This window comes from Skermanella mucosa (assembly GCF_016765655.2).
Taxonomy (GTDB): Bacteria; Pseudomonadota; Alphaproteobacteria; order Azospirillales; family Azospirillaceae; genus Skermanella; species Skermanella mucosa.
In genome coordinates this window covers 782,716-798,055 of the sequence record NZ_CP086106.1, presented here as the reverse complement: position 1 = coordinate 798,055, position 15,340 = coordinate 782,716, and the positions used below count along the sequence as shown (strand labels likewise).

At 68.8% G+C, this 15,340-nt stretch carries 15 protein-coding genes; 5 read left to right on the top strand and 10 right to left on the bottom strand.

Annotated features, from left to right (window positions below; translation table 11 throughout):
• Window positions 1-24: 24 nt before the first annotated feature.
• The 5 genes from JL100_RS03610 to JL100_RS03590 are packed head-to-tail and all read right to left on the bottom strand — an operon-like array spanning window position 25 to window position 5,002.
• On the bottom strand, window positions 25-1,032 hold the full coding sequence (locus JL100_RS03610; protein WP_202681811.1) for an ABC transporter substrate-binding protein: 1,008 nt from the start codon (window positions 1,030-1,032) through the stop codon (window positions 25-27).
• 41 nt (window positions 1,033-1,073) lie between these two features.
• The gene (locus JL100_RS03605) at window positions 1,074-1,976 is read right to left on the bottom strand and encodes an ABC transporter permease (RefSeq protein WP_202681812.1); all 903 of its coding nucleotides are present in this window, start codon (window positions 1,974-1,976) and stop codon (window positions 1,074-1,076) included.
• The gene (locus tag JL100_RS03600; protein ID WP_202681813.1) at window positions 1,976-2,893 is read right to left on the bottom strand and encodes an ABC transporter permease; all 918 of its coding nucleotides are present in this window, start codon (window positions 2,891-2,893) and stop codon (window positions 1,976-1,978) included. Before JL100_RS03600 ends, JL100_RS03605 begins: the two co-directional genes overlap by 1 nt.
• Window positions 2,886-3,731 (bottom strand): ABC transporter ATP-binding protein, encoded by an 846-nt coding sequence (locus JL100_RS03595; RefSeq protein WP_202681814.1) that lies wholly within the window; start codon window positions 3,729-3,731, stop codon window positions 2,886-2,888. Before JL100_RS03595 ends, JL100_RS03600 begins: the two co-directional genes overlap by 8 nt.
• On the bottom strand, window positions 3,731-5,002 hold the full coding sequence (locus tag JL100_RS03590; protein WP_202681815.1) for a Zn-dependent hydrolase: 1,272 nt from the start codon (window positions 5,000-5,002) through the stop codon (window positions 3,731-3,733). Before JL100_RS03590 ends, JL100_RS03595 begins: the two co-directional genes overlap by 1 nt.
• Window positions 5,003-5,198: 196 nt before the next feature.
• Here JL100_RS03590 and JL100_RS03585 point away from each other — a divergent pair, with 196 nt between their 5' ends.
• Window positions 5,199-5,594 (top strand): DUF2946 family protein, encoded by a 396-nt coding sequence (locus JL100_RS03585; RefSeq protein ID WP_202681835.1) that lies wholly within the window; start codon window positions 5,199-5,201, stop codon window positions 5,592-5,594.
• Between the two features lie 38 nt (window positions 5,595-5,632).
• Window positions 5,633-6,121, top strand: coding sequence for a copper chaperone PCu(A)C (locus tag JL100_RS03580; RefSeq protein ID WP_211113094.1), 489 nt, complete (start codon window positions 5,633-5,635; stop codon window positions 6,119-6,121).
• A 136-nt stretch (window positions 6,122-6,257) separates the two neighbouring features.
• On the opposite strand, the gene JL100_RS03570 is transcribed toward JL100_RS03580, so the two are convergent.
• The 5 genes from JL100_RS03570 to JL100_RS03550 all read right to left on the bottom strand — a co-directional run bounded on the left by JL100_RS03570 (window position 6,258) and on the right by JL100_RS03550 (window position 12,599).
• The gene (locus JL100_RS03570; RefSeq protein WP_228420846.1) at window positions 6,258-7,622 is read right to left on the bottom strand and encodes an IS701 family transposase; all 1,365 of its coding nucleotides are present in this window, start codon (window positions 7,620-7,622) and stop codon (window positions 6,258-6,260) included.
• A gap of 147 nt (window positions 7,623-7,769) precedes the next feature.
• A complete protein-coding gene (locus JL100_RS03565; RefSeq protein ID WP_228421055.1) occupies window positions 7,770-8,777 on the bottom strand; it encodes a terminase small subunit in 1,008 nt (335 codons plus the stop codon).
• A 228-nt stretch (window positions 8,778-9,005) separates the two neighbouring features.
• Entirely contained in the window at window positions 9,006-9,731 is a 726-nt protein-coding gene (locus JL100_RS03560; protein WP_202685783.1) for a hypothetical protein, read from the bottom strand.
• A gap of 14 nt (window positions 9,732-9,745) precedes the next feature.
• Entirely contained in the window at window positions 9,746-10,648 is a 903-nt protein-coding gene (locus JL100_RS03555; RefSeq protein WP_202685784.1) for a hypothetical protein, read from the bottom strand.
• A 586-nt stretch (window positions 10,649-11,234) separates the two neighbouring features.
• A complete protein-coding gene (locus JL100_RS03550) occupies window positions 11,235-12,599 on the bottom strand; it encodes an IS701 family transposase (RefSeq protein ID WP_228420846.1) in 1,365 nt (454 codons plus the stop codon).
• 58 nt (window positions 12,600-12,657) lie between these two features.
• On the opposite strand from JL100_RS03550, the gene JL100_RS03545 reads away from it, so the two are divergent.
• The 3 genes from JL100_RS03545 to JL100_RS03535 all read left to right on the top strand — a co-directional run bounded on the left by JL100_RS03545 (window position 12,658) and on the right by JL100_RS03535 (window position 15,333).
• Complete coding sequence (locus tag JL100_RS03545) at window positions 12,658-12,939, top strand: hypothetical protein (protein WP_202685820.1); 282 nt, start codon at window positions 12,658-12,660, stop codon at window positions 12,937-12,939.
• 202 nt (window positions 12,940-13,141) lie between these two features.
• Window positions 13,142-14,074, top strand: a complete 933-nt coding sequence (locus tag JL100_RS03540) for a DUF4142 domain-containing protein (protein WP_202682916.1) — start codon at window positions 13,142-13,144, stop codon at window positions 14,072-14,074.
• A gap of 818 nt (window positions 14,075-14,892) precedes the next feature.
• A complete protein-coding gene (locus tag JL100_RS03535) occupies window positions 14,893-15,333 on the top strand; it encodes a MerR family transcriptional regulator (RefSeq protein ID WP_202682915.1) in 441 nt (146 codons plus the stop codon).
• Window positions 15,334-15,340 lie beyond the last annotated feature (7 nt).

Genomic DNA, 15,340 nt, shown 5'->3' with positions numbered 1-15,340 from the left:
CCAATATGGGTCCTCGGGCGCCGGTTACAGCCCCGCCTTCTCCCAGACCTCGTGGGTCCAGGCGCCTTCCGGCTTCCTGCTGATGACCGGGTCGGACTTTCCGCCGATCAGCACGTTGACGGTCCGCTCGTAGGCCGCGGGGTCCAGGTAGCCGGGACCCTTGGTGCCGCCCTCGATCAGCTTGGCGATCTCGCTGATCATCTTGGCCTGGTGCTCTTCGGTCTGGGCGCCGGAGGCGTCGTTCTCCAGCACGATCTCCACCGCTTCGGCCTGGTTCTTGATCGCGTAGTCCCAGCCCTTCATGGAAGCCTTCACGAAGCGGGCCAGCTTGTCGACCATCTTGGGGTCCTTCAGCTTGGAATCGAGGGTATAGAGCCCGTCCTCCAACGTGGCGACACCCTGGTCCTCGTACTTGAAGACGATCAGGTCGCTTTCCGGCACGCCGGCCGCGATCACCTGCCAATATTCGTTATAGGTCATGGTGGAGATGCAGGCCGCCTGCTTCTGGAGCAGCGGATCGACGTTGAAGCCCTGCTTCAGCACCTTGATGTCGGGGTTCGTGCCGGAGGTGCTGTAGCCCAGCTTGTCCATCCAGGACAGGAACGGATACTCGTTGCCGGAGAACCAGACGCCGAGCGTCTTGCCCTTGAAGTCGGCGGGCGTGGCGACGCCGCTGTCCTTGCGGCAGGTCAGCATCATGCCGGACTTGTTGAAGGTCTGGGCGATGTTGACCAGCGGAACGCCCTTCTCGCGGGTCGCCAGCGCCGAGGGCATCCAGTCCACGACCACGTCGGCCCCGCCGCCGGCGATGACCTGGGACGGGTTGATGTCCGGCCCGCCCGGCTTGATCGTGACGTCCAGCCCGACCTCGTCGTAGAAGCCCTTCGCTTCCGCCACGTAATAGCCGGCGAACTGCGCCTGCGTGACCCATTTCAATTGCAGGGTCAGCGGGTCCGCCGCCCGGGCCGTCCCCGCCATCCCGCCGATACCCGCGGCGGCCAGTGCCGCCATCGCCAGAGCCAATTTGCGCATCACCCAGTACCCCCAGCCTCGTTTTGTCGTTGAGTTGCAGCTTATTGGCGAAACGAGGGATGCCAGAAGGTGGCCCCCCGCTCGATCACCGAGATGATTCCGTAGGATGCCGAGCCGACCAGGGCGGCGACGGCGATGGTCGCCCACACCACGTCCACGTTCATCCGCGCCACCTCGGTGGAGATGCGGAAGCCCATGCCGACGATCGGCGTGCCGAAGAACTCCGCCACGATGGCGCCGATCAGCGCCAGGGTGGAATTGAGCTTGAGGGCGTTGAAGACGAAGGGCAGCGCCGCCGGCAGCCGAAGCTTCATCAGCGTCTGCCCGTAGCCCGCCGCGTAGGAGCGCATCAGGTCCAGCTCCATGGCGCCTGCCGCGCGGAGCCCGGCCAGCGTGTTGACCAGCATGGGGAAGAAGGTCATCACGACGATCACCGCCGCCTTGGACTGCCAGTCGAAGCCGAACCACATGACCATGATCGGCGCGATCCCGACGATCGGCATGGCGCTGACCAGGCTGCCCAGCGGCAGCAGCCCGCGTTGCAGGAACGGCGAGCGGTCGATCGCCAGCGCCGTCAGGAACCCCGCGCCGCAGCCGATCGCATAGCCGGGGATCACGGAGCGGATCACCGTCTGGTGGAAATCCGCCGCCAGGGTCGGCAGATGGCTGCCGAAGGCCGCCGCGATCATGCTGGGCGGCGGCAGCAGGATGCGCGGGACGCCGAACCCGACCGTCACCATCTCCCACAGCCACAGCAGCAGCACGCCGAACAGCAGCGGCACCGCGATGCGGGCCGGCCAGCGGTCGTCCCGCGCCAGCGCCGCCATGGCGGCACCGCAGGCCGCCACTGCCGCCAGCCCCGCGACGAGGGCGGCGACGCCGTTGACGTCCAGCAGCGCCAGCGCCGCCGCCCCGGCCAGGAGGGTCGCGAATACCCAGCGCATCACAGGCGCCCTCCCCTGATCCGGGTCAGCCCGCGCTCGGCCAGCCCGACGGCGCCGATGGCCAGCATCGCCAGGAAGGCGGACATGAACAGCGCCGCCCAGATCTGGATCGTCTGGCCGTAATAGGAGCCGGCCAGCAGCCGCGCGCCCAGCCCCGCCTGGGCGCCGGTCGGCAGCTCCGCCACGATGGCGCCGACCAGGGCGAGTGCTATGGCGACCTTGAGGCTGGGGAACAGGAACGCCATGCTGGACGGCCAGCGCAGCTTGGCGAAGGTCTGGGCCGGGGTGGCGCTGTATGTGCGCATCAGGTCGAGCTGGATCGGGTCGGGCGAGCGCAGCCCCTTGACCATGCCGATCGCGATGGGGAAGAAGCTGAGATAGGCCGAGATGATCGCCTTGGGCAGCAGCCCGGTGAAGCCCAGGTTGCCCAGCACCACCACGATCATGGGCGCTATGGCGAGGATCGGGATGGTCTGGGACGCGATGATCCAGGGCATCAGCGAGCGGTCGAGCACCCGGACATGGACGATCCCGACCGCCAGCGCCACGCCCGTCGCCAGCCCCAGGGCGAAGCCGGCGAGCGTCGCCGACAGGGTCACCCCGGCATGGAAGGCCAGGCTGCGCTTGGACGTGACCGGGCGGCCCAGGACGGACTCGTACAGTTCGACGCCGATCTGGTGGGGAGCCGGCAGCACCGGCCGGTCCATCGCCCAGGCGCCGGCGACGAGGTCGGAGACCGACCAGTCCGGCGAGGCGCGCTCCAGCCTTTCCTGCACCTGCGGCGCGTTCAGCCAGACCGAGGCGGCGTACCAGACCAGCAGCAGGGCCGCCAGCACGGTCAGGATCGGCAGGGCCGCGCCGTCGCGCGCCGGCACGCGATGGACGGCGGGGGCGGCGGGGGCGGCGGCGTCAGTCATAGCTGTGGCCCGCCCGCAGGGCGACGCGGACGCGGTGGGCGATCTCCAGGAATTCGGGCGTTTCCCGTACGTCCAGGTCGCGGTCGCGGGGGAGGTCGCCGTCGATCACCTCCAGGATGCGGCCGGGCCGCGGCGACATCACGACGATCCGGGAGGACAGGAACACCGCCTCCGGGATCGAGTGGGTCACGAAGATCACGGTGATGCCGGTCTTCTCCCACAGCCGCAGCAGGTGGACGTTGAGGTTGTCGCGGGTGATCTCGTCCAGGGCGCCGAACGGCTCGTCCATCAGGAGGAGCGCCGGCTCGAAGCTGAGGGCGCGGGCGATCGACACCCGCTGCTGCATGCCGCCGGAAAGCTGCCAGGGGAACTTGCGCTCGAACCCCTTCAGCCCGACCAGGTCCAGGTAGCGCGCCGCCCGCTCCTTCCGCTCGGCCCGGGGCATGCCCATGATCTCCAGCGGCAGCATGATGTTGCGCTCGATCGAGCGCCACGGATAGAGGGCCGGCGCCTGGAAGACGTAGCCGTAGGCGCGGTCCAGCCTTGCCTGCCCGGCGGTGCCGCCGTTGACCAGCAGCGTCCCGGAGGTCGGCCTGACGAGGTCGGCCACGGCCCGCATCAGGGTGGTCTTGCCGCAGCCGGACGGCCCGATCAGCGAGACGAAATCGCCCCGCCGGATCGTCAGGTCGATCCCGCTCAGCGCGGTGACCGGCGCGTCGGCGGTCTGGAAGACCAGGGACAGGTCCCTGGCCTCCACCACCGGCGCCCGGTCCTTGGCGGGGTCGGGCCGCGCGGCGGTGCCGGCCTTCTCGGCCACGACGGCCCCGGAGGCAGGCATCACGCCGCCTCGGTACCGGGGGCCGGGCCGCCGGCGCCGTCGCGGTTGTCGTATTCCAGCACCGCGCGCAGAAGCACGTTGGCGCCGGCGGCGACATGGTCGAACTCGGCGTTCTCGACCTCGTTGTGGCTGATGCCCTTCTCGCACGGGATGAAGATCATGGCGGTCGGCGCCACGCGCGCCATGTAGGCGGCGTCGTGGCCGGCGCCCGAGACGATCTCCCGGTGGCTGTAGCCGTTCTCCTTCGCGGCGGTGCTTACAGCCCCGACGCAGGCCGGGTCGAACTTGACGGCCGGCGAGTCCCAGACCTGCTCGATCGCGGCCTCCAGCTTCAACTCCGCCGCGATCCGGCCGATCGCCTCGCGGACCTCGGCATCCATGGCGGCGACGACCTCGTCGTCGGGGTGGCGCAGGTCGATGGAGAAGAAGACCTCGCCCGGCAGGATGTTGCGGCTGTTGGGCCTGACCTCCATCAGCCCGACGGTGGAGACCGCCAGCGGCGGGTGGGCGAGCGCCACCTTGTTGACGGCCTCGACCATCCGGGCGGCACCGACCAGCGCGTCGCGGCGCAGATGCATGGGCGTGGTGCCGGCGTGGCTCTCGAACCCGGTGACGGTCACCTCGTACCAGCGGATGCCCTGGACGCCGGTGACGACGCCGATCACCTTCTCCTCGTCCTCCAGGATGGGGCCCTGCTCGATATGGATCTCGAAGAAGGCGCCGAGCTTGCGGTCGCCGCATTTCTCCGTGCCCCGGTAGCCGATGCGGTCCAGCTCCTCCCCGAAGCTCTTGCCTTCCCGGTCCTTGCGGCCGTCGGCATAGTCGCGGGTGAAGACCCCGGCGAAGACGCCCGAGGCCAGCATGGCCGGCGCGAAGCGGGAGCCTTCCTCGTTGGTCCAGTTGATCACCTCGATCGGGGCGTTGGTTTCGTACCCCGTATCCTTCAGCGTGCGCAGGACTTCCAGCCCGGACAGGACGCCCAGGACGCCGTCGAACTTTCCGCCGGTCGGCTGGGTGTCGAGGTGGCTGCCCATGGCGATGGGCGGCAGCGAATTGTCCTTGCCCGGGCGGCGCGCGAAGATGTTGCCCATCTCGTCCACGGTGACGGTGCAGCCGGCCTCCTCGCAGGCGGCGACGAACCAGTCCCGCACCTGGCGGTCCAGGTCGGTCAGCGTCAGCCGGCAGATGCCGCCCTTGGCCGTGCCGCCGATCTTCGCCGTCTCCATGATGCTGTCCCACAGCCGCTGGGCGTTGATCTGAAGGTTGTGCATGATGCTCCCTGTAAGGCGTGCTTATCGTTCTTGGACGCAAGGTTGGTGCCATGCCGGCGGCCCCGTCGCTTCCGTCCCGCGCGCTGTCCCGCCGCCCGCCGCTGCCTTCCGGCCGGGCACCGGCTGCCCGGAGTTTAAGCAGGTTGCCGGAGCGTGGAAAGCATGATAGTGCGCGGGCCGGCACGGGAAGGACGGGATGGCGGGATCGCGGCGACAGGCCCAGGGACGGGCTGCGGGTTTCTGGGTGGCGCTGGGCGCCGCCTTGCTGCTTGCCGTCCAGATGCTGCTGTCCGGCATGGCGATCGGCGCCGCGGCGGCCTCCCCGGAGCGGATCTATGGCGACTCGCTGTGTACGGGGGGTGCGGCTTCCGATCCCGACGGCGGACAGGATGGCGGGCCGCATCTGCCGGACTGCTGCCTCGCCGGCTGCGCGATGTTCGGTGGGGGCACCGCTCCGCCGCCGGGGGATGTCGCGGTCGCCGCCCCGGTCCCGGCGCGCGGGGCGGCTTCGGCGGTTCCGGCGGCCGGCCCCGTCCTGCTTCCGCTCGACCAGACTCCACGCAGGACGCGGGCGCCCCCGGCGGTCGACTGAACGACCGAAACCCGTTCCCTTTCGCGTGGAGTATCCGCATGTCCAAGTCTTTCCGCGCCGCCGCGCTGGCGGTCGCCGTCCTGTTTTCATCCGCCGGCCCTTCCGCGATCCCGGCTTTCGCCCACGGCACCAAGGCGGGTCCTCTGGAGATCGACCATCCCTGGTCCCGCGCCACGCCGGGCGGCGCCCGGGTGGCCGGGGGCTACCTTGCCGTCGCCAACACCGGGACCGAGGCCGACCGGCTGGTTTCCGCCACGGCGGAGATCGCCGGCCGGACGGAGATCCACGAGATGGCGATGAAGGACAGCATCATGACCATGCGCCACCTGCCCGACGGCATCGCCGTGCCGGCCGGGGGCAAGGTCGAGTTCAAGCCCGGGAGCTACCACCTGATGTTCATGGACCTGAAACGGCCCCTGAAGCAGGGCGAGAGCTTCGCCGGTACCCTGACCTTCGAGAAGGCCGGGACGGTCGAGGTCGAGTTCGTGGTGGAGGCCCTGGGGGCGTCGGGATCGGCGCACCACTGAGGGGGTTGGGAGGCTGGGGGGGGGCCGGCGGCGGGGGATCAGGCCGCGCGGCCCCCCGGGGCATGGCCGCTTCCGTCAACTCGACTTTGGCCATCCTAAATGGGACTACGAGCGGCTTCGGATTGGTTTTGATAGGTCAGGGGGCATAAGCGGCGGCCTGGACGAGCCTGACGTAGACGGTGCGAGGAATTTGGACGGTTTCGCCGGGATCCAGGGCTGTGACGAAATTCAGGTCGGTCCACAGGGCGATGCGTACGGCAGCCAGGGCGTCGGCGAAGGTCGGGGCGGTCTTGGGGTACCAGGCCGCCCGGCGCGGGGTCAGGTCGAGTTGGCCGGCGAAGGCCTGGACATGGAGCGCGACCAGCGAGTACAGGCCGAACAGCACCGGGGTGGTGCGGAACACCGCCTTGTCGGCGTGCTGGCGCTGGGTCTCGACGCCGAGGTGGGCGCGCGCCTCTTCATAGGTGAGTTCCATCAGCCAGCGCCTGGAGAACCAGCCGAGGATGACCAGCGGGTCGGCCGTCAAGTCGGTGCACGCCAACGCGTCGGGGTCGCGCTTGGACCCGGGATAGCGCACCAGGATCCAGCGGACCGCGACCGGCGGCTCCCCCGGGTGGTGCCACAGCGCGGTGCCGGAGATGAACTCCGCCTCCCGCGCGTGGCGACGCCCGGTGCGGACCAGCAGGGCGAAGCGCTGCCAGGGCTCGCCCGCGTCGTGCCGCCGCTTGGCCAGCTTGGTTTGGGCCTTGCCCTTGGTGGCGGGCCGACCGCCCCGGCCGGGCGGGCGCGGGGCCGGGAAGTCGAACAGCCGGGCGTCCAGGCGGAGCCGGGTCACCACGGTCATTGCGCGGCCCAACTCGCGCAGCAGGCCGACCGAGGCGAACTCGCCGTCCATCACCGCGACCATGGCGCGCCCCGGCAGCCAGCGCCGCACCAGGCGCAGCAGGCTGAGCGCCCACGCCGTGACCGGCCGGTATCGCCGGCCCTCGGCCTGGCAGAAGGCTTGGCTCGGCGCCAGCGCGCTGAGCATCGGCAGCGCCCAGACCTTGCGGGCGAACGGCACCTCGGCCAGCAGCATGGCCGAGACCCAGCGCAGGCCGCGGCTGGTGACCTTGCGCCCGCGCGAGGAGCGCACCGGGTCGTAGTAGTGTGCCGCCGGCCGGACCCGGGGACCGCGCCGGCGCTCCAGGGTGTGGTCGAGCCCGACCACCACCGGGCCGAGCGGGGCGAACACGCGCACCAGCGCCCGGGTGAGCCGCCGGGCCAGCGCCAGCCCGGACCACACGTCGCGGCTGAGCACCCGGTGGAAGGTGGCGAAATCGGCCCGTCCGGCCAGGCCGAGCGCGCGTAGCGCGCCGGCCACGGTGCGCGGGCCAAGCGCCAGCAGGGCGCCGACCGCCAGCGCGGCGGCCTGGGGCCGGCAGGTCGGCGAGAACACAGCGAGCGCCGGGGCGAGCCAGCGGCAGAACGCCTCGGGCAGCGGCGGGTCAGGGCGGTCCATGGTCCCCTCCGGGCGGTTGGAGTGTTGGACCCAACAGTCCCGCCCCGCGGAGATCGCCATGGCCGCCAAGACCGACCCCGTGCTCCAGCGCATCCACGCCCACCCCTGGCCGCAAGGTGGCGTCCGCGCCCGGCGCGCCGGTCACGGCTACTCGCTGGTCAGCACCCGCACCGGCGCGCCGGTCGCCCGCCTGTGCCCGACCGGCGAGGACGACGAGGTCGAGGTCCTCTGGTGGCGACGCGACGCCTGGGGACCCGCCGGTCCCTTCGGCGCCATCATGCCCCTTGATGACGCCCTCGACTTCATCGCCGAGGAACCCTTCTTCTGGATCAGGGCCTGATCAAAGTCCCATTTAGGATGGCCAAAGTCGAGGTCAACATTCGTCATCTTCGGCGCGGCCGGCACAGCCGGCGCGGGCGAAACGGCCGGCACAGCCGGCGCGGGCGAAAGGGCCGGCACGGCCGGGGACTTGCCGGCGGGCCAGAGTTCGGGCGGCAGCAGGCGGTATTCCGAGTCGAAGTAGAGCGACACGTCCTGGGCGTCGCGGAGCCTCGCCTTGATGTCGGGATGCCTGGACATGACCAGGTCGTAGCATTTGCTGTAGCGCCGGTTCTGCAGCTTGACGGCCTTGGCGTACGCCTTCTCCGGGTCCTCGGGCGCGGGTTCGACCGGGGCCGCGACGGCGGGGGGCATCGGCGGCTCGAACAGGGCGTCGGGGTCGGCGATGCTGCTGACGGGTCCGCCGGCCTCTTCCGCGTCGTCGGGATCGTCGTTGAAGGCGGCGCGGCGGGTGTCGGCCTGCGGGCCGTCCAGGCTGCGCAGGCGGGCGATCTGGTCGATCGCGCGCAGGGCCGCGAAATGCTGCTGCTTCTCCATGGCGTCGAGCAGCACCCGCTTGGCCGCCGCGACCAGTTCGTCCAGCTCGGCATGGCGGCGGGTATCCTCGATGGCGGTGAGCTCGACCACGCGGGCGGCGATGCCGGGGTCCCGCATCAGGCGGGAGCCGGTCTGGCGCGCGCTGTTCCACGCATAGCCGGAGAGCCGGGCCGCTTGGCTGAAGCTTCGGCCGGCCGCGACGTGGCGGGCGAAGGCTTCCTGGCGGTGCGGGAGGGGGGAGTATGCGGAGGCTGTCGGGGCGGCGGCGGGCTGGGTCATGGCTGCGGCTTTCGTGCGGATGGACGAGGGATAGGTATACTATCCTCGAAACGGGCAGGAAAGCAATCCTATTGAGAATTTTATAGGAATTTCGGCCGGCTCCGTAGGTCGGGTAGAACGAAGCGGCACCGATAAGCAGACGGGTCGATGTCGGATGCCGCTTCGTTCTATCCGACCTACGGCTTTTCGAGAGTTAGCGCCGGACGGGGATTTTGTGCATCCGGACAACTAGATGGCAGGTCCTCTAAGCGGAGTGTGGCGCTCCTCGTAGCTCTCCATGTGGCGACGAACGATTTCAGGTAAGTACATGTTCTTGTCGGCTTGGCTTCCGAGCCCGAGTCGTCCATAGACTTCCCCGCCGATGCCGGGCCGCACCATCCCATCGGGATCATGCACCGTGTCGTGGGCCAGTGTCAGGTACTCGAACCGGGCAGCAGTCTCAGGCGGGAATTCGCTCTTGAGCCGTTCCTCGGAACCTTCCAGCATCACCGGCGCGATCACATGCATCCGTTCGGGATCAACATCCTCAAGGAGGTGCATGAGGTTAGTCTTCACCACGCACCCGCCCGAGATAATGGACTTCAGTACAATGAGGTGGTCCAAATGCTCCGGCAGCGGATCACGGTACTCCTGCACGATCGGCGCGATTTCGAGCCACTTCACGTTGAACGGACGGTCTCGCCGATTCCAGAAGCACGCGATGCCGATGTCTTGTGCTCCGTGTGCAGCCAAAGCCTCTAGAAACCCGGCTCCCAGGAAGTCCGCATCCTCGACCGTCATCGCGACATACAAGCTCTCCTGAGAGACATCCGCACGGCTCCCGAAGCTATACCCAAGGATCCTCCCGATTTCCCGCATGGCCTCGCGGTAGTGGTCAACGTCAGTCTGAGCGTCCGCAAGCTCAGCCAGCCTCGCCGTGACGGTCCCCCCGGCAGCCGATCCGACATCGGTCAATTTCCGCCCATCGCTCACTGGCGTTCATCCCTCAAGGCCAGAGCCAACTCCTCGATGGTACCGGGGCGCTTGGCAAGAAGAAACTGCACGAAATCAGAGAACCATTTCGTATGGCAGTGGTAGGCGGCATAGCCGCTGAGACCACGGATACGGTAGGAAAATTGGTTGCGGTGGATCTCAAAGCTGAAGCCAGCGATGGCAGAAAGGACCTCGGCAGCCTCTTCGGGCATGATATACGGCGGCTCCATGGGAGCGACGAGGGCAAGAGGTGCGGCCGCAGCCTTGTTGATGAAATTCCTGAGGTTCACCGATCCAGTAGATTGCGTCCACGCTCCGAGGAGCAGCTGGAACATCTGCTCGCGCGACACGGCCCTGTGCTCCCGGCGTGCAGAGATGCAGTCCAGGGCATCCACAAGCTCGGGGTGCGCGGTCGCAAGGGCGTCGAAGCTCTTGTCACTGCTGAACATTACCACCTTGACCGCGGCGACGTCGTCCGGCCGAGCATCCTCAAGGGCGCCACGCCGGTCGGCATCAGAAACCACGAGTTCGTACTGCGGTGCGGCGCCGATCGCGTCATCAAGCATCTTCTGGAGCCGGAAGTCCTCAGCGACAGGGTGATCCCCGCCATTCCACCAGACTCCGCCACTTTTCAGCTGGCTATGCACGCGCCCCTCGGCCGTCTGGACCACTAGGTCATCGACGAAGCACAGCAGCTGGTCGCCGAAGAAAATGTCGTCACCGAACCGTTCAGCCTCGACCTCCTTCGCCGCTTTCATGGTGATGCGGTACGTGCCGTACAGCAACTCATAGTCGCGCCCTTGCGCACTGGAGCGGCCGCCGCGGTTCTTATTCCGTGCGTAGGCAGCAGCGGACTCACCGCAGATCCGGCGGATCTCGTTGATTCTATAGGCTTCCACTGTGCGCCATCTGTTCAAGGTCGAGGTACCAGCGGATACAACACCAACCGAATCCTTCGTCAAGGGGTTACCAAAGATATCCAGACCGACTTGCCATCTGCTTGGTGCTGGCGCCGCCCCCCCCTCGATGGGGGGCGGCCAGGGGGTCGATGGTTCCAGGCTGGTCGCAAATCCTCGCGGCAGGCGCATGATCGCGACGTTGGTTGAAGGACAAACCTTATAGAGAAAACAATCTAGCGGATTGCGTTAAAATCGGATCGGTTGAGAGCTTGATATCGCCCAGCAATGCCAAGGCAACGGTCTGGGTGCATCAGATTCAGCGCACGGCACTGTAGGCGCTTGCGTTCGGAACGAGACGCATGAAGGGCTTCCAGGCCGAGAGAACTCCGAAGGACGCGGCGTCGGCATCGGGGTGATGCTGGCGAGAAGCGCGGTGAACGCTTTTCCGGGCCGATCCTTTTCCTGCGGAGCCGACCGGGGCTTGCGCAGATTGGAACTTCCGCGCCGTTCGGTGGTCATCTCTGGTCAGCTCGACTTTGGCCATCCTAAATGGGACTACGAGCGGCTTCGGATTGGTTTTGATAGGTCAGGGGGCATAAGCGGCGGCCTGGACGAGCCTGACGTAGACGGTGCGAGGAATTTGGACGGTTTCGCCGGGATCCAGGGCTGTGACGAAATTCAGGTCGGTCCACAGGGCGATGCGTACGGCAGCCAGGGCGTCGGCGAAGGTCGGGGCGGTCTTGGGGTACCAGGCCGCCCGGCGCGGGGTCAGGTCGAGTTGGCCGGCGAAGGCCTGGACATGGAGCGCGACCAGCGAGTACAGGCCGAACAGCACCGGGGTGGTGCGGAACACCGCCTTGTCGGCGTGCTGGCGCTGGGTCTCGACGCCGAGGTGGGCGCGCGCCTCTTCATAGGTGAGTTCCATCAGCCAGCGCCTGGAGAACCAGCCGAGGATGACCAGCGGGTCGGCCGTCAAGTCGGTGCACGCCAACGCGTCGGGGTCGCGCTTGGACCCGGGATAGCGCACCAGGATCCAGCGGACCGCGACCGGCGGCTCCCCCGGGTGGTGCCACAGCGCGGTGCCGGAGATGAACTCCGCCTCCCGCGCGTGGCGACGCCCGGTGCGGACCAGCAGGGCGAAGCGCTGCCAGGGCTCGCCCGCGTCGTGCCGCCGCTTGGCCAGCTTGGTTTGGGCCTTGCCCTTGGTGGCGGGCCGACCGCCCCGGCCGGGCGGGCGCGGGGCCGGGAAGTCGAACAGCCGGGCGTCCAGGCGGAGCCGGGTCACCACGGTCATTGCGCGGCCCAACTCGCGCAGCAGGCCGACCGAGGCGAACTCGCCGTCCATCACCGCGACCATGGCGCGCCCCGGCAGCCAGCGCCGCACCAGGCGCAGCAGGCTGAGCGCCCACGCCGTGACCGGCCGGTATCGCCGGCCCTCGGCCTGGCAGAAGGCTTGGCTCGGCGCCAGCGCGCTGAGCATCGGCAGCGCCCAGACCTTGCGGGCGAACGGCACCTCGGCCAGCAGCATGGCCGAGACCCAGCGCAGGCCGCGGCTGGTGACCTTGCGCCCGCGCGAGGAGCGCACCGGGTCGTAGTAGTGTGCCGCCGGCCGGACCCGGGGACCGCGCCGGCGCTCCAGGGTGTGGTCGAGCCCGACCACCACCGGGCCGAGCGGGGCGAACACGCGCACCAGCGCCCGGGTGAGCCGCCGGGCCAGCGCCAGCCCGGACCACACGTCGCGGCTGAGCACCCGGTGGAAGGTGGCGAAATCGGCCCGTCCGGCCAGGCCGAGCGCGCGTAGCGCGCCGGCCACGGTGCGCGGGCCAAGCGCCAGCAGGGCGCCGACCGCCAGCGCGGCGGCCTGGGGCCGGCAGGTCGGCGAGAACACAGCGAGCGCCGGGGCGAGCCAGCGGCAGAACGCCTCGGGCAGCGGCGGGTCAGGGCGGTCCATGGTCCCCTCCGGGCGGTTGGAGTGTTGGACCCAACAGTCCCGCCCCGCGGAGATCGCCATGGCCGCCAAGACCGACCCCGTGCTCCAGCGCATCCACGCCCACCCCTGGCCGCAAGGTGGCGTCCGCGCCCGGCGCGCCGGTCACGGCTACTCGCTGGTCAGCACCCGCACCGGCGCGCCGGTCGCCCGCCTGTGCCCGACCGGCGAGGACGACGAGGTCGAGGTCCTCTGGTGGCGACGCGACGCCTGGGGACCCGCCGGTCCCTTCGGCGCCATCATGCCCCTTGATGACGCCCTCGACTTCATCGCCGAGGAACCCTTCTTCTGGATCAGGGCCTGATCAAAGTCCCATTTAGGATGGCCAAAGTCGAGGTCAGGGCACGAACCTTATACCGGAGAGAAAGATGCACCGAGCCAGACCAGCAACGATTGGGTCCACGATCCGCGGAATCGCCCTCCTCGCATCGGTCGCCCAGGCGGCCTTGGCCGGCGCGGCCCAGGCGCAGACTCCCCCGCGGGCCGCAGAGCCCCATGCGGAGGAAGTGAACTACCTTCTTTCGGCGACGTCCACCAGCGCCGGCCAGATCGCGATCGGCACGCTCGCCGCGGAACATGCCCGGGACGAGCGGGTGCGCGACCTTGCCCGCCGGATCCTCGCCCATCATTCGGAGACCGGTGAAGAGCTGGCCGGCCTTGCCGGAAGCAACGGTGTCGAGCCCGTGCGGGAAATCGATCCGGTTACGCAACGGTCGATCGACTGGCTTCGGAGCCTGGACGGCGCCGCTTTCGACGCCGTGTATGTGGGCATTCAGGAACCGGCTCTCTATACCGCGGGCTGGATCTACCGGCGGGAGGCGCGGCACGGCACCGATCCCGCGGTGCGGAGTGCCGCCGCCGGGGAGGTCGATGCCAACGAGGCTTTCCGGGAGCAGGCCGGGCGGCTCGCCGAGGAACTGGGGGGCGGCCTGCCGGAGGGCCAGTTGGAAGGGTTGGCGCCGGAGGATCGGATGTTCCTGGTCTATGCCATGAACGTCGAACTGTCGCAGGTGCGCCTGGGCGAAATGGCGGCGGAGAAAGCCGTGACGGAACCGGTCCGCGCGTTCGCGCGCCGCATGGTCGAGGAACATGGCCGCTCGGGCGAGCAGTTCCGGCAGGCCGCCGGCGCCAATGGCGTGGCGCCGCTGGAGACGGTCGGGCCGGTCCAGCGGCGGACGCGCGATCGGCTGGAGGGGCTGTCCGGCCCGGCGTTCGACCGGGAATACATCATGTCCCAGGTGATCCATCATTACGAATGGTTCTATCGCTACGAGCATGCGTCGATCCACGGACGCGATCCCGCGGTGCGCGAGCTGGCGGCGAAGGGTGCCAAGTCGGGGAAGGCCCATCACGACTCGGTCCTGGCGATCGTCTCGGACTGGGGAGACGGCGAAATCGGCGCCGCCGCCGGGCATGGGGACGGAGAGGCGCGCCGGTGACGGCGGGCGCCGGTGCGGCACGGTGACTGCCCATTCTGCGAAAGGGTAGATCGCGGGCAGAAACACTCCCTTTTCGTCATGGCCGGACTTGATCCGGCCATCGTTCGCGGGAAGCATCGAAGCCTCCGTGCCTTGCGATCCGCGGGTCAAGCCCGCGGATGACGAACCGGAGGAGAGAACAGTCGCCAGGAATGTTCTCGATGGTTGATCGGCAAATACCGTGCCGGACAGCGGTGGACTTGATCCGGGCATTTCCCCGCACGGCGGCACTGATGGAGTCTGCAAGCGATGACCGGGTCAAGCCCGGTCATGACGATAAATAGAGGAATGATCTGCCAAAATGCTTCCTATGGTCGAGTCGCTGTCGCGAAAGGCGCCGTGGGAGGAAGCCGGCGGGTCGGATGATCCTGCTTGGTTCGGAGCGAGGCGTAGGATTCGGGAGGGTTTCCTGCCGGGTTGACGTGGTCCATGCGGCCTGCCGTTCCACGCGTCGCGTCGTGTTGGGCCACGGCCCAACCTACGGCTTGATGCAGGGCGGAGTTGATGCGGACCGTCGATCGTCGGTTGGGCCATGGCCCAACGCATCGATCCGGCTGTTGCGGCATGCCGCGATCCGTTCGGACCTTAAGGGAAGCGGCATTTGGGAGGGTGCGCGTCCCGCGCACCTTGGGCGGCGGGACGCCGCCCCTCCGCAGGGGGCGGCGAGTTGGGCGGCCGGCATCGCGGGCTTGACGCGGCGGGCCGGGTCGCGTACCTTCCGTTTACGTAAACGTCATATCCCGGTTCCCGGTCCCTGTTTCCCTGCGCGGTGTCCTCCTATGCTCAGCATGATCGATCCGCCCAACGGCTCCACCAACGCCCGGACCTTCTCGATCAGCGAGCTGGCGGAGGAGTTCAGGGTGACGCCGCGGACGATCCGGTTCTATGAGGACCAGGGGCTGCTGGCGCCGACGCGGGACGGGCTGAACCGGATCTACAGCCACCGCGACCGGGCGCGGCTGACGCTGATCTGCCGGGGCAAGCGGCTGGGCTTCAGCCTGGCGGAGATCAAGGACTTCCTGGACCTGTACGACACGGACGACAGGCAGATCGAGCAGATGCGCTATGCGCTGGGCCGCGGGCGGGAGCGGATCCGGTCGCTGGAGACCCAGCTGGAGGACGTCAAGCAGACGCTGCACGAGCTGCGCGCGCTGGAGCGCCAGATCCTGGACCACCTGGATGCCGCCGGCGTCGAGCCGGACAAGAAAACCAAGAAGTAAACGCCAA